Source organism: Ehrlichia japonica, assembly GCF_000632845.1.
Taxonomy (GTDB): domain Bacteria; phylum Pseudomonadota; class Alphaproteobacteria; order Rickettsiales; family Anaplasmataceae; genus Ehrlichia; species Ehrlichia japonica.
This window is the reverse complement of record NZ_CP007474.1, coordinates 603,719-619,313: the sequence shown is the minus strand read 5'-3', so window position 1 is coordinate 619,313 and position 15,595 is coordinate 603,719. Positions and strand designations below refer to the sequence as shown.

Sequence of the window (15,595 nt, the reverse complement as noted above, 5' to 3'; positions counted from 1 at the left end):
AATTAGTGAAATTATGGTAGCTTACAGGATATTTATTTTTGAGATCTTATGCTAGCTAGAGTTATTTGTATAGCTTTATTCTTATTAAGTAGTTGTGGTACTATAGTTGTTCATCATGGCTATCCTGCTTCAGAAGTTAATTTATGGAATAGTGTAAAAACTGGGGATTTAAGTAGTCAGGTTATACAGCGTATAGGTGATCCATGCATTATTGAAGAGAATGTGTGGTATTATGTTGCTTATAGCATTCATAAAAAACGTTTTTTTTCAGCAAGAGAATATGAGTCTCTTGTTTTAAAATTAACTTTTGATCCTCAGACCAATGAAGTTATAGACGTACAAAATATTAAAGTAGATAGAAAAAGTTTAACAAAATTGTTAAGAAAGAATACATCAGTTACTGGTATACATGATAGTTTACTTCGTAAATTTGATAATAAATTAAAGTAATAAAGGTTTCTATATCTATTACGTAATTTATCTTATATTTCAATGTATCATGAGTATACACTGGGTTTTGTGATTTATATCATCTATACGTGTTTACAGTAAATTACATATTGTTGGATTATTTAGTTAATATTTCTATGGTAGTGTTTATTAGAAAAAAAATAGTGTACTAAAAAAAAAGCTGAGAGTTATCCGTTGTACTTTGCAATTTGCATATTTTTTGTTTTAAATCTGCTATTAATTAAGGATAATCAATTTAATAATATATTAAAGAATCATACTATTGCATATAGATCTTACAATCACTCTCTTGCTTTTATAAAGGAAAATTTATTTATTCTTAATGGTGTAACGTGATGAATTTATAACCCAGTTTTAGCTCAGTTCTTACTTGTATTAGATCTAAAGTAATAATATCATTTGGAATAATAAGAATTTATAAGTTATCATAATGATTCAAAGTTATTATGTACAGAACTATGTGTAGAAGTGCATCATTGTCAAATTAATAAATAAAATAATTAGATATTATAAATATTTATTATATATAAGTATACTTTTCAGTGATATATCCATGGTGTCCTTTATTAATATTTCTTACATGCTAAAAGCAGTTACTATTTAATATTAAGAATTTTATGTGTTATAAAATTCAATAACTAAGAAACAAAAAAATTAGAAGTCATCTAAGTAAGAATGATTTGAATCAACAGCTTTTAAGTTCTTCTATATTGCTTATGTATGAGTTAATAATATCATATATCTATAAATTTTTGTAATAGTTAAAAATATAAATTATCTTATAGTACATTAAATATTCTCTTTAACTATCTGTATTTATATTATTATTTAATTTAAAAATTATTAGTAAAAATATATATTTCTAGTCATCAATTAAATATTTACTTTACTATTTTACTTAAGAATTATGAATGAATTTTTATATCTGGATTTAGTTTCTTTTGAAAGTATATTTTTTGTATTATATAGAATTTTAATAATCTACTTTTACAAAATATAAACCATATGGTGGTGCTGTCATACCAGCACAAGATCTATTTTTTGCTTCTAAGATACTCTTTGTGTGTTCTGGTGGGAAGTTATTCTTTCCACATTCTACTAGCGTACCTATAATAATACGTACTTGGTTATGTAAGAATGATATAGCAGAAATATGAATATTGATGTATTCGTTATTATGAATAATTTGTAAATCATCTATTGTTTTTACTGGACTCTTGGATTGACAATGTCTTGCTCTAAAACTAGAAAAATCATGATTACCTTTTATATATTCAATAGCTTGTATCATATTTTCAATATTCAAAGGATTATGTATAAGCCATGCACGATTGTGATCTATTGTTAGTGGTGAATAACGATTTATTATTCTATATAAGTAATGACGTTTTTTTGCTGAGAACCTTGCATGGAATTTATCATCTGTTTTTTCTACGCTTAATATAGCGATTGCGTGAGGTGTTAAGTGATGATTTATTGCATTTCTTACTACATATGTATCAAAATCTCTTGTGAGATCAAAATGTGCTACTTGTCCTAAAGCATGTACACCAGCGTCAGTTCTTCCTGCAACATATACTGTAGTGTGTTGTTGTGAGAATTTGAATATTGCTTTTTCAAGAATCTCTTGAATGGAATTTGATAAATGTTTTTGTTTTTGCCATCCAATAAAATTAGAACCATTATATTCTATAACAATTTTGTATCGCATTGTTGTTCATTTAGTTATTGCATAATAAATAATGTAATATGGCTTTACGCACTGCGACACCCATTTTTACTTGTAATAAAATTACGGAATTTTTTTCTGCTACGTTATTAGAAATTTCTATTCCTTTATTTGTGGGACCTGGATGCATGACTATGACGTCCTTTTTTGTATATGATAATAATTTTTCATGATTTAGCATATATAAATGAGAGTATTCTGTTTCTGAAGGAATAACGCAATTAATAATACGTTCTTTTTGTAATCTTAATAGCATTATAACATCTGCATTGCATATTCCTTTGATTAGATTGTGGTATATGTGTGATACACCGATCAAATTGCATGATAATGTTGGAGGGGCGATTAAAGCTATATTAGCTCCATATCTAGACAATAACCTTATATTTGATCTTGCAACCCTACTATGTAATATATCTCCACATATAGATATATTTAAATTATTAATATCTTTTTTTATATAACGTATAGTACAATAGTCTATTAGTGCTTGTGTTGGATGTTCATGGTGTCCATCTCCAGCATTTATTATAGAACAGTTTGGTAAATATTCAGATATTTTTTTGATAAATTGACTATATTGTGACCTTATAACAATTAAATCAGGATTCATTGCATTTATACTTAAAATAGTATCTATAATACTTTCTCCTTTATTTATAGATGATGTATTAATATTTAAGGTGATGGAGTGTGCACCTAGTGATTTTTCTGCAATTTCAAAAGAAGATAAAGTACGTGTTGAGCTTTCAAAGAATAGGTTAATGATGACTTTTCCATTTAGAATATTGTGGTTAAGATTTTTATTATTGAAATATTGCATTGTAAGGTTAAAAATAGATTCTACATCATTAGATATTAGATTACTTATTTCTAGTAATGTCTTCATTAGATTCCTACTTTTATATAAAAATACTGTTGATTGAATTATATATTTTATACATGTTATTTATAATATTTGTATGAAATTTTTTTACAATTTGATCTTCAAGTTGTTTTATAACATGAGTGAATAGCAATATATTAGGTTAGTCAATTATTTGATATTTTAGATTAGAGATTTTTAATGTTATTACTTAAAACATGCTATATGTGCTTATCATAATATACTAAACTTATAATTAAAGACTTTTTTACTTTGTCTAAAATTTTCTACGGTATATAATACCTCGTAACTTAATTAAGTATAATTTGCTATGGATGATTATAATGCAAGTTCCATTACTGTTTTAAAAGGTCTTGATGCAGTTAGGAAAAGGCCAGGTATGTATATTGGAGATACTGATGATGGATCTGGCTTACATCATATGGTATATGAGGTTATTGATAATTCTATAGACGAAGCACTTGCTGGTTTTTGTAATAAAATAGATATTGCAATTCAAAGTGATGGATCTGTTTCTGTTATAGATAATGGTAGAGGTATACCTGTAGATGTGCATGAAGATGAAGGTATATCTGCTGCTGAAGTGATTATGACACAATTGCATGCTGGGGGTAAATTTGATCACAATAGTTATAAGGTATCAGGTGGGCTTCATGGTGTTGGAGTGTCAGTTGTAAATGCTCTTTCGAGTTGGTTAGAGTTGACTATATGGCGTAATGGTAAAGAGTATTTTATGCGTTTTGAAGATGGAGCAACTGTAAAACCATTATCTGTAGTTGGTGAAAATATAACTAAAAAGGGTACTAAAATTACTTTTTTGCCGTCTAAAAATATTTTTTCGTCTGTAAATTTTAGTTATTCGACACTAGAAAATCGTATCAGAGAGCTATCGTTCCTTAATTCTAATATTAATATAAACCTAAAGGATTTGAGAGGTACTCAAGTATTAAGTTCATCTTTTGGTTTTAAGGATAGTTCTAAAATTAGTGATACAGAAGATAGAGGGACGTCTGCTTTTGTAAAGTATCTTGATCGTAATAAGACTGCTGTGACTAAAATTGTTCATATAGAAGGGATCGTGCTTGAACATGGAATCAGCTTAGAGTTGTCAATGCATTGGAATGATTCTTATTATGAAAATATGTTATGCTTTACAAATAATATCAGACAAAAGGATGGAGGAACTCATCTTGCAGGATTTAGATCAGCTATGACACGTTGTATTAATAATTATGCTGTAAATGAAGGTTTTTTAAAAAAAGCAAAAGTAAGTATTTTGGGAGAAGATGTAAGAGAAGGCTTGACTTGTGTGTTATCAATAAAATTACCTGATCCTAAATTTTCGTCTCAAACTAAAGATAAATTAGTAAGTTCTGAAGCTAGGACAGCTGTAGAGAGTATAGTATATGAAAAGCTTACAAATATTTTTGAAACTAATCCTAAACTAGCCACTAGTATTCTAGAAAGAATAATTAGATCTGCCAAAGGAAGGGAAGCTGCTCGCAGAGCAAGAGATTTAATAAAAAGTAAAAATGGTTTTGATTTTACCATTTTACCAGGAAAATTAGCAGATTGTCAGGAGAAATCTCCAGAATTATCTGAGTTGTTTATTGTAGAAGGTAATTCTGCAGGTGGTTCTGCAAAGCAAGGGCGTGATAGGCGTTCTCAGGCTGTATTATCTTTGAAAGGAAAGATATTAAATGTAGAACGTGCAAGTTTAGATCGCATATTATCATCAGCAGAAATTGCATCATTAATTACCGCAATAGGTAGTAATATTGGTACTGAAAATTTTGATATTGAAAAAGTACGTTATCACAAAGTTATCATTATGACAGATGCAGATGTTGACGGATCACATATTAGAACTTTATTGTTGACATTCTTTTTTCGTTATATGCGTGAGATAATAGAGAAAGGCTATTTATATATTGCACAACCTCCACTTTATAGGATTACAAAACATAAGAAAGAGTTTTATATAAAAAACGATGATATGCTGCATGATTATATAATTAGTAACGCGATAAAAGACCTAACTCTTACTGGAACCAAAAGTTATTCAGGTAGTAGTCTGTCTAAAGTTTTACATCAATGTATGAATATTAGTAAAATAACAAAGTCTTATGATAGGATAATTCCTCAGAATGTTTTAGAATCGTTAATTATTTTCTTTAAGAAGCATAATTTTGATTCTGCTAGTGCGATATCTAATCATTTGAACAAGGTTTTTTGTGAATATGAGTGGAATGTTGAAATACCTAAAAAAGATGAGATAAGTATTTTCAGGTTATCCCATGGATTGGTTGATAAGTACTATATTGATGATACAATAATGAATTCAGAAGATATTCAGCGTGTTATCAATATGTGTAATGAAATTGAGGATATTTTTTATAATACGCCTATTTTATCTACAAAAGACAATAATATAAAAATAAATTCACCTACTTCTTTAGTAGATAATATTATTGAATTTGGTAAAAAGGATATGACCTTACAAAGGTTTAAGGGTTTAGGTGAGATGAATGCAGATCAGTTGTGGGATACTACATTAAATCCTGAGACAAGAACACTCCTTAAAATTAAAATAGCTGATTGTGAAGCTGCTGATTCAATATTTTCAGTACTTATGGGTGATTTTGTAGAACCAAGACGTGACTTTATCAATAATAATGCTTTAAATGTACAAAATATTGATACGTAATTACATAAATAATAATAAAAAGTGTTGATATTTCAGTAATGTAGTTTGTACTAATATTTATAATTCTATATAAATTGATAAGGTTATAGTATTTTTATAACAGTAGAAAATTAAAATAAAATAACAAATCATTAAAGATTGTAACTATATAATTTATTGACGTTGGAAACTTAAATGATAAAATGTGCTATTACTTCATGATTTTATAGCTATGGGGGTATTATGGCTAAGAAAGGGGTTAAGGTTGCAAAAACAGCAAGTAAGAATAATCCATTACAACGGAAAAAAGGTACAGCTCAAAAAATGTATAATGGTAAAACTGTAAAGCCAGTTAAATATATTAATAGAGAGTTAGGCAAAATTTTTATGGCAGGTCAATATGATAATGGTGATTTAGTGCAGGATAATAACGGTAATCCTATAGAATGGGCTAGTATGTAAAGGTAGTGCGTGGTTAAATTAGTTATAGATTCTTTAGAAATAGAAGTTGAAAATGGGATGACTGTACTTCAAGCTTGTGAGATTGCTGGAATACAGATACCACGGTTCTGTTATCATGAAAGGCTTGCTATAGCAGGTAATTGCAGAATGTGTTTAGTAGAAATTGTTGGTGGTCCACCTAAACCTGCAGCTTCTTGTGCAATGCCTGTTGCAGAGGGTATGATAGTTAAAACTAATACTGACAAGATAAAAAAAGCTAGGGAAGGGGTACTAGAATTTTTATTAATTAATCATCCTTTGGATTGTCCAATATGTGATCAAGGTGGAGAATGTGATTTACAAGATCAAACCATGCTATATGGTAGAGGTAAAAGCAGATATGAAGAAGGGAAACGTGCTGTAAAAAAGAAGAATTTTGGTCCATTGATAGAAAATACAATGACTAGATGCATACATTGTACTAGATGTGTTAGATTTTTATCAGATGTTGCTGGTAGTTATGAATTAGGTACGATTGGCCGTGGTGAAAATATGGAGATAGACACATATATCTCTAAGTGTATTACCTCAGAGCTATCTGGTAATATAATAGATCTTTGTCCAGTTGGTGCGTTAACTTCAAAACCTTATGCATTTAAAGCTAGATCTTGGGAATTACGCCATTGTGAGACAATAGATGTATTGGATGCTGTATGTAGTAATATTAGAGTTGATACGCGTGGTCTAGAAGTAATGAGGATATTACCTAGATTAAATGAAAATATAAATGAGGAATGGATATCAGATAAAGCACGTTTTTCATATGATGGTTTAAAATTACAAAGGTTAGATAAGCCATATATAAGAAAGAATGGGCATCTGTTACCTGCAACATGGGAAGAAGCATTTAATATAATTGCTAAGAAAATTAGTAATACTTCTGGGAATAAGATTGCAGCAATTTCTGGAGATTTAGCAGATTGTGAATCTATGCTGCTGTTAAAGGAACTTATGCATGAATTAGGTAGTACTAATATAGAATGTAGACAAGATGGATCAATAGTACCTACTAACAGCAGAGCTTTTTATGTGTTTAATACTGGTATATCTAATATAGAAAATGCAGATTTGTGTTTATTGATTAATACAAATATAAGACTTGAAGCACCTATAATTAACGCAAGACTGCGTAAAAGGTATTTACAAGGAGGATTTAGAGTTGCGAGTTTAGGTTTATATAATAATTTTAATTATAAAGTAGAAAATTTAGGGAATAATTGTTTAGTATTAGATGATATCTTACATGAAAGAGTTCCTTCTTTTTCTGAGTTATTAAAGTATGCAAAGAATCCTATGTTGATAATAGGACAAGATGCTCTAATTGGTGAAAATGGTAATTCTATATTTACATTAGCTGCTAAAATTGCAGAAAAATTTAACATGTTAAGAAATGATTGGAATGGATTTAATGTTTTACACAAAGCTGCTGCTAGGGTAGGTGGTTTGGATGTTGGGTTTGTTCCTAATTCTAATACTAATCTAATATCTAATATAATTAATGGTATAAGTTCTGGTGAAATAGAGGTTTTATATTTACTAGGTGCAGATGAAGTAGAAATTTCTCCTTCTGAATCTTCTTTTATTATATATCAGGGACATCATGGGGATAGGGGTGCTCAAATTGCAGATGTAATATTACCTGGTGCAGCATATACTGAAAAAAATGCAACTTATGTTAATACTGAAGGTAGAGTACAGAGAACAAATATAGCTGTTTCTCCTCCTGGTATAGCAAAAGAAGATTGGTTAATTATTAAAGAATTATCAAGATATTTAAAAGTGAATATGCAATATGATACTTTAGATTGTATTAGAGATAAATTGTCAAGATTGGGAGAGCAGTTTCGTGAAGAAAATATTGGGAATTTGATTCCTAATAAGTGGACTTCAATTAATGGAAGTATTATTTTAGAAAAGAGTAGTGTATTTATTAATAAAGATTTTAATTTCTACATGACAAATCCAATTAGTCGCGCATCTATTATAATGGCAGATTGTGTAAAAGCTTTTGCAAATAAAAATTAGGTAAATATGAGTTATTATAATATTTTTTTGGATTTTTTCAGTTATATAAGTAGTGGTATTGCGTTATTCATAAAAATAATGACAGTAATAATTTCAGTTATGATATCCGTTGCTTATTTAGTATATATAGAACGTAAAGTTCTTGCAGCAATACAGCTAAGGCAAGGTCCTAATGTTGTTGGACCTTTTGGTTTATTACAGCCTTTTGCTGATGCTGTGAAACTCATTATCAAGGAACATATTATTCCTTTTAAATCAAATAAGATATGCTTTTTTATTGCTCCAATTATTACTTTTACTTTAGCTTTATTAGGATGGGCTGTGATTCCATTTGGAGCTGATGTAATGGTGAATGATGGATATGAGGTAATAATGCCTAATGCTATTGCTAATATAAATATTGGGGTATTATATATTTTGGCTATTTCTTCTCTTGGAGTTTATGGAATTATAATAGCTGGGTGGTCAAGTAACTCTAATTATGCTTTTTTAGGTGCAATCAGATCTGCGTCACAGATGATATCATATGAGGTATCTATAGGGTTAACTATAGTCACAGTATTATTAGCAACTGGATCACTAAAATTAGGAGAGATAGTTGTAGCACGGCATAATATGCCTTATTGGATAGATTTATTGCTACTTCCGATGGCATGTATTTTTTTTATTTCAGCCTTAGCTGAAACTAATAGGCATCCTTTTGATTTGCCAGAAGCAGAGTCAGAATTGGTATCCGGATATAATGTTGAATATTCATCTATGCCATTTGCATTGTTCTTTTTAGGAGAATATGCAAATATGATATTAATTAATGCAATGGCAGTAATATTTTTTTTTGGTGGGTGGTATCCACCTTTAAACATTAGCTTTTTATATATAATTCCTGGGATTGTATGGTTTATATTGAAGATAGTGGTTTTACTATTTTGCTTTATATGGATTCGCGCTACTATTCCTAGGTATCGTTATGATCAGTTGATGGGATTGGGATGGAAAGTATTTTTACCTATATCTTTGCTGTGGGTAGTATTGGTTTCAGGTATTCTAGTATATACGGATTCATTACCTAATAAAGATACAGGTAGTAAGCAATACATACTGCATGAATAGGGTTTATAAGAGAATGGAGATAAATATCTTACTTTCATTTATTGTTCTTTTATACAATAAAGTGATTTATTGTATAAATATGTTTTTATATAAATTTTACATTTGCTTATGTAATATAAAAATTATAGTTTTTCTTTATGTTTACACTAGAAGCTTGTTCTTGACATGTCCTATGTGTGCTTACATAATCTATGGTTATATATTTAGTAATTTAGTAAATGTCTGATCAAGTCAAGATTACACCAATGACTTTAAATTTCGGTCCTCAACACCCCGCAGCTCATGGTGTAATGCGTTTAGTTTTAGAAATGGGTGGTGAAGTAATAGAAAGGATAGATCCACATATTGGGTTATTACATAGAGGGACAGAAAAGTTAATAGAATATAAAACGTATTTACAAGCTTTGCCATATTTTGATCGCCTTGATTATGTATCTCCAATGTCTCAAGAACATGCTTATTCTTTATGTGTGGAAAAATTGCTAAAATGTGAAATACCAATTAGAGCAAAGTATTTACGTGTTATTTTTTGTGAATTAACTAGAATATTAAATCACTTATTGAATATATCAAGTCAAGCGTTGGATATAGGTGCTATGACACCTTTATTATGGATGTTTGAAGAAAGAGAGAAAATTTTAGGTTTTTATGAGAGAGCGTCAGGTGCAAGATTTCATTCTGCTTATATTCGTCCTGGAGGCGTAGCAGCTGATGTACCAGATGATTTAATTGATGATATATTTAAATTCATTAAAACTTTTCCTAAGTTTATAGATGATATTGACGATTTATTAACTGAAAATAGGATTTGGAAACAACGTAATGTTGATATTGGTGTTGTATCAAAAGAACAGGCCTTAGATTGGGGTTTTTCTGGGCCAATGTTAAGGGCTTGTGGCATTCCTTGGGATTTACGTAAAAGCCAACCTTACGAAATATATGAAAATTTAGAATTTGAAGTTCCTATTGGAGAAAGAGGAGATTGTTATGATCGTTACTTAGTGAGAATGGCAGAAATCAGGCAGTCGATAAAACTACTTGAACAATGCTTATATCGTCTTCCAAGTGGTCCAGTAAAAACAGATGATAGAAAAATTGCTCCACCAAAAAGGTCAGAAATGAAAGAATCTATGGAAGCATTAATACATCATTTTAAATTATATTCAGAAGGCTATAGTGTTCCAGTGGGGGAAACTTATATAGCTGTTGAAGCTCCAAAGGGTGAATTTGGTGTATACATAGTATCTGATGGAACAAATAAACCGTATCGGTGTAGAATTAGAGCTCCTGGATTTGCTCATTTGCAAGCAATAGATATGATAGCAAGAGGTCATATGTTAGCCGACCTAACAGCTATAATTGGATCTTTAGATATAGTATTTGGAGAGATAGATAGGTAATAAGTAATGTCTAATATACGGAAAAATAGCAATACAATTTGTACTGAAGAATTTAAATTTAATAAAAAAAATCTAAAATATGCAAATGATACAATTAGCAAGTACCCTCATGATAGGAAGTCTAGTGCTGTAATGGCTTTATTACATATTGCCCAGAAACAATGTGGTGGTTTTATTCCACTATCTGCTATTAGTTATATAGCAGATTTTTTAGATATGCAGCAAATACATGTATTAGAGGTAGCAAGGTTTTATTCTATGTATAATTTATCTCCTATTGGTAAATATTTAATACAAGTATGCAGGACAACTCCTTGTTGGTTATGTGGTAGTGATAATATTTTAAGATCATGCAAAGAATTACTTAATATAGATGTTGGAGAAACAACAAGTGATAATTTATTTACTTTAAAAGAAGTAGAATGCTTAGGTGCTTGTGTTAATGCTCCTATTGTACAAATCAATGATGATTACTATGAAAAATTGACTTCTGATAAAATTAAGGATATATTAATGGAAATACAAAGAAAAGAAATTTTAATCTCAGATTAATATATTTTCAATTTTATTATATTTCGAGTATAATGAACCTTTAACTCTAATTGTTATATATTATTGATATATTATAACGTCAATAAAGACCTCTGTTTTTGCACTTAATAAGTTGTGTTAAAGCTCTAATGGTTCAATGCCTTGTGTACATGTTATATAGCTCAGTGACTTTGATACAATACTAATTTTAGGTATAAATTTAAGAGCAGGATAGTCTGTAACTGTTGAAATCATTTTTGAAGTTGTGCTTAAAGCATTGTATTCATTAAAGTGTTCAAAAAAAGCATTATTAGGTAGTATTGTATATACAACATTCCCATACTCAGATGGTGTAATAGTAGTCAATGGTTTATTATTATTGTTTAATATATTACTAATAAATTTACTAAGATTACATTCTTTTACAAAAACATAAATTTTTGCATTTAGAGTGCTTTTTTGTATTTCATTTTGTGACAGTGTTAGAAAGTTAAAATATTGTAATTGTTTTATTGTATTGATAGGATACTTAATACTTAGTACAAACAGTGAATCCCCACATGGTACTATTTTTTTTTTGCTTTTATAAGTCTTTGAAAGATATATTTTTAAGGTATTACTATTTTCTGAGGTACTCCCTATACAATAGCATTTTTTACATAAAAAGGAAAAATTATTTGCTTTTCTGCACAAATGTTGATTGACATATTTTTTGATTTCTTCCTTATATTTTAACATTTTGCATAATAATTAATTTATTAATTTACTTATTTAAAATAATACATAAAAAATAATTATATAGCAATAAATATCTTTGATATAGAATAAAATTTTGCATTTTTTACTTATTTTCCTTATTGTATTGTATATATATATATATCAATATATATAGTAATTTAAAATCTGCCGACAATTGATCAGTATCATATACTTCTAATAATTTATTTCCTTAATCATTATTTTGCAGTTGCTTTTATAATAATTTATCCATGAGAACTCTATGGATTAATCCTTAGCACAGTATAGTAAACAATAGATGCTCTCTCGTATCTGTGGTTTATATCATGTATATATCTTTAAATAATAAAAGGTATTTAACTATAACACTACCATACTTGGAAATGGGGGCTAGCTAACTAATTTTTGTTGCCTTATTTTTACAGAATATAGGTTTTGACATCATATACTAGAAATATAAAGAATCTTTTAGTAAGTGTGTTCTTTTTTTTAGTGCAAACATATAGTCATTATTAGATGCTAGTATACTTTTAATAAAAACAAGAAGTAACTTATATAATTGTTTTGTAGGATATTCTCTATATAAAATCTTAAATAAGCAAAATTCATAAGCTCATATAAAATAGAATATATAATATCATTGAAAGTTACTACTTTCTGTATAGCAAAACACGTGTGCTACCCCTTAGTATTTCCTCATACTTATTGGAGAGCTATATAATCCCAATTATTTTACATAAAACTTTATATTTCTAGAATTTATTAACTAAAAAAAAATCACTATATTTCCTCAACAGGAGTAATATAAAGTTGTATCTGATAGTGCATGAAGTGTAGCAATACACCACCTTTTACCATAATAGATAATTAATGTATTTTTCTGTTCTCCTGAAAAAATATTATTGTCGTATATATTGTTTAATTCACTAAAATAATTTTTCTTTTTACCGAATATACTAGGATAAATATATCCTTATTTTTTATGTGATAATTTGGAAAATGTGTACAACAACTATCATTTTTTATTAGAGCAAATTAACCCATGATTTTGATAAAGATAAAAAATTACCTTTTAGTTAAAGCTATATGTTATTTCCTTGATGATGAAAGTTAATATATATTGTAATTGTTGCATCAAGGATTTTAATACTTACTATAAACAGGGAACCCCAACATGGTACTACTTTTTTTTTTATTATAAGTCTTTGAAAGATATATTTATAAAGTATTACCATCTTCTGTGGTATTTTACATATACAATAACATTTTTCATATAAAAAGAAAGATTATCTGCTTTTTTATATAAGTATTGATGACAGATTTTTTGATTCCTTTTCTATATACATACTTGTAAATTAACTATAGATCATTTATGATATTCATCATAGATGAGCTTTATGATTTTAATACCAGTAATAACATTATTAGCATGATATACTTGTTAAACATATACTTAATTAACAAAATATTATATGCTTAACCAGCTAAAATAGTATTTAGCATTATACTATTAATGCTAGTTTTTATTGAACACTGCTAAGGTATACTTGTACACTACTATGCGCACTACTACTTGTATTTTTTTTATTTATTCATATGGCTAACACCACTTTGATAATGAGTACTAGTACCCATAACACAGGACGGCATTTCTTCATCTATATTGTCGTGATAAATAACATCTGCTATATCTAGTTCTCGTAAAGCTTCTTTCAATCTACCTTCCTCAAGATTAGCAGGTAAGTGCTTGGATTGAGTATTATAAGGCTCAACATATATAATTTTACAACTACAGAATGGTTTGTGTGAGCCTTTTCTTGTATTTCTACAGTCACAAATAAAATTAGTAATATTATCACCGGTTACCAAGCAGTATATCATAAGCTTTGTTACATTATGTTCTATGTCTGATAAAGCAGTATCACGGATATAAGTACAATGTTGTACAGCTTGAGTTGATACGTGTGCTCTTACTAAGAATAAACTATTTCCATCTGGGTGTATTTTATTTTTAGCATGCAATATGCCACTATTATATACCTGTAAACTTCCATTACAAGTATTACCTATACAGATTACTTTTTTAATATCTATATTCTTTCCAAGTAGGCATGATACAGTTTGACATAATGTTTTGTTGCTGGCTCTCTCCAGATCATCTATATCTTGCGCTAGAGAGAGGAAATCCCGATGTCTTGCCGCCTGTACAACTTGTTGTACCTTTTCATAATTTCTTTTTTCCATCTCTAACTGTTTTTCAGCTTCCCCAGAGTATACATATACTGGATTAAAATGCTGTAAACATTTGGTAAGTCTATCCCTTTCAACAAAAAAAGGTATCTCCTCTGATGGTGAACACATAATAATACAGACAACTGAAGAATACCAAAATGGGTGAAACTCTGCTCTTGCATTTCTACAGCCGCGTACAAATTTTTTAACATTATGAGATTGTACTAAGCAATATACCATACATTGTACCATAGAGCCTGTTACAGGGTAATTATCTCTAATCTGACTATCACTTCTAAGATAACTAGAGGATACTCTACACGTTACTAAGAATAGAGATAATCCTTCTGGAATTACTTTATCTGTACCATCAGGATTTCTTCTATCAGTATATATTGTTAAACTTCCACCTGCTTGAGTATTACCTATACATATTACATCTTCCACCTTTAGATCATGCCTACCTGCCGTGCACAGAGCTTTACGTAAAGCTGCTTCACTCTCTAACTCTTTAAATTCCAACTGACTCAGTAGAGTCTCTATATCTGGTGTAGAAGGGCCTGGTGAAGCTTCTTCTACAACAAGTCCACCTTGTGCACCAGTAACAACTTCTGATTTTTTGCTAGTTCTTTCGTTAAGTTGTTTGGAACTTTCACCCCTGCCTTTGATTGCTTGTTGTAATTTTGAAAACATCTTATATAAACCACTGAATAACACACATAGTTAAGTATATGGTACTATAAAAATAGTTGTATATCAAGTAAATTGTTATTAATTTATCTATTATGGTTATTATAACAATATACATTTTAAGTTAATTTGTATATTTTTACTTACATCTTAGATTGGTTTGTATTTCACATAATTATATGCTTTTTCTTATTTCCTTGTATTATATTTTAGCATTTTGCTGAAAAAAAAGGACTACAGCATAATGAAGAAATTTTTCTTATATATTTTTCATTATTAATGATATATCACTTAATAGCTTATCATATTTATAAAACTAGTTTCTTATTTTTAGATTTATGATAATTAGTATCATTACAATTTTTTTGTAAGTGACATTATTACTTTCATCTTTTTTAATATGTATTTTCATCTGGCATATTTAGTAGTACATAATTAGATATAATTGTAGATTGAAAACCTTTCTTTATTATACTGCTAATATCGTTGATTTTGTTGTTAATAATATTACTGTCATATCTTTTGATGATTTCATTTTTTGCATTACACTAAGATTGTAGGATATTCTGAATAATTATGAAATTTTTTCGAAAGCT

The 15,595-nt window shown here is 28.7% G+C and carries 11 protein-coding genes; 7 read left to right on the top strand and 4 right to left on the bottom strand.

Going from position 1 to position 15,595, the window contains the following annotated elements:
* Nucleotides 1-48 precede the first annotated feature (48 nt).
* Complete coding sequence (locus EHF_RS02485) at nt 49-450, top strand: outer membrane protein assembly factor BamE (protein WP_044194829.1); 402 nt, start codon at nt 49-51, stop codon at nt 448-450.
* A 994-nt stretch (nt 451-1,444) separates the two neighbouring features.
* On the opposite strand, the gene truA is transcribed toward EHF_RS02485, so the two are convergent.
* Together truA and EHF_RS02475 are read right to left on the bottom strand one after the other, a co-directional pair.
* Nucleotides 1,445-2,182 (bottom strand): tRNA pseudouridine(38-40) synthase TruA, encoded by a 738-nt coding sequence (gene truA / locus EHF_RS02480; RefSeq protein WP_044194828.1) that lies wholly within the window; start codon nt 2,180-2,182, stop codon nt 1,445-1,447.
* Between the two features lie 10 nt (nt 2,183-2,192).
* Nucleotides 2,193-3,089 carry an aspartate carbamoyltransferase catalytic subunit gene (locus EHF_RS02475; RefSeq protein WP_044194825.1) on the bottom strand — a complete coding sequence of 299 codons (897 nt, stop codon included), beginning with the start codon at nt 3,087-3,089 and terminating at the stop codon, nt 2,193-2,195.
* Between the two features lie 307 nt (nt 3,090-3,396).
* On the opposite strand from EHF_RS02475, the gene gyrB reads away from it, so the two are divergent.
* The 6 genes from gyrB to nuoE all read left to right on the top strand — a co-directional run bounded on the left by gyrB (nt 3,397) and on the right by nuoE (nt 11,360).
* The gene (gene gyrB / locus EHF_RS02470) at nt 3,397-5,793 is read left to right on the top strand and encodes a DNA topoisomerase (ATP-hydrolyzing) subunit B (protein ID WP_044194822.1); all 2,397 of its coding nucleotides are present in this window, start codon (nt 3,397-3,399) and stop codon (nt 5,791-5,793) included.
* 222 nt (nt 5,794-6,015) lie between these two features.
* Entirely contained in the window at nt 6,016-6,234 is a 219-nt protein-coding gene (locus tag EHF_RS02465) for a hypothetical protein (RefSeq protein WP_044194819.1), read from the top strand.
* A 9-nt stretch (nt 6,235-6,243) separates the two neighbouring features.
* On the top strand, nt 6,244-8,298 hold the full coding sequence (gene nuoG / locus EHF_RS02460; protein WP_044194817.1) for an NADH-quinone oxidoreductase subunit NuoG: 2,055 nt from the start codon (nt 6,244-6,246) through the stop codon (nt 8,296-8,298).
* Nucleotides 8,299-8,304: 6 nt separating this feature from the next.
* Nucleotides 8,305-9,408, top strand: coding sequence for an NADH-quinone oxidoreductase subunit NuoH (gene nuoH / locus EHF_RS02455; protein ID WP_044194814.1), 1,104 nt, complete (start codon nt 8,305-8,307; stop codon nt 9,406-9,408).
* 218 nt (nt 9,409-9,626) lie between these two features.
* On the top strand, nt 9,627-10,808 hold the full coding sequence (locus EHF_RS02450; protein WP_044194811.1) for an NADH-quinone oxidoreductase subunit D: 1,182 nt from the start codon (nt 9,627-9,629) through the stop codon (nt 10,806-10,808).
* 6 nt (nt 10,809-10,814) lie between these two features.
* On the top strand, nt 10,815-11,360 hold the full coding sequence (gene nuoE / locus EHF_RS02445) for an NADH-quinone oxidoreductase subunit NuoE (protein WP_044194808.1): 546 nt from the start codon (nt 10,815-10,817) through the stop codon (nt 11,358-11,360).
* 117 nt (nt 11,361-11,477) lie between these two features.
* Here nuoE and EHF_RS02440 read toward each other — a convergent pair whose 3' ends face one another.
* Both EHF_RS02440 and EHF_RS02435 read right to left on the bottom strand, forming a co-directional pair.
* Nucleotides 11,478-12,077: a DUF3023 domain-containing protein gene (locus EHF_RS02440; RefSeq protein ID WP_232228923.1), complete on the bottom strand. Its 600-nt coding sequence runs from the start codon at nt 12,075-12,077 to the stop codon at nt 11,478-11,480.
* A 1,584-nt stretch (nt 12,078-13,661) separates the two neighbouring features.
* On the bottom strand, nt 13,662-15,002 hold the full coding sequence (locus tag EHF_RS02435) for a DUF3023 domain-containing protein (RefSeq protein ID WP_044194804.1): 1,341 nt from the start codon (nt 15,000-15,002) through the stop codon (nt 13,662-13,664).
* Nucleotides 15,003-15,595 lie beyond the last annotated feature (593 nt).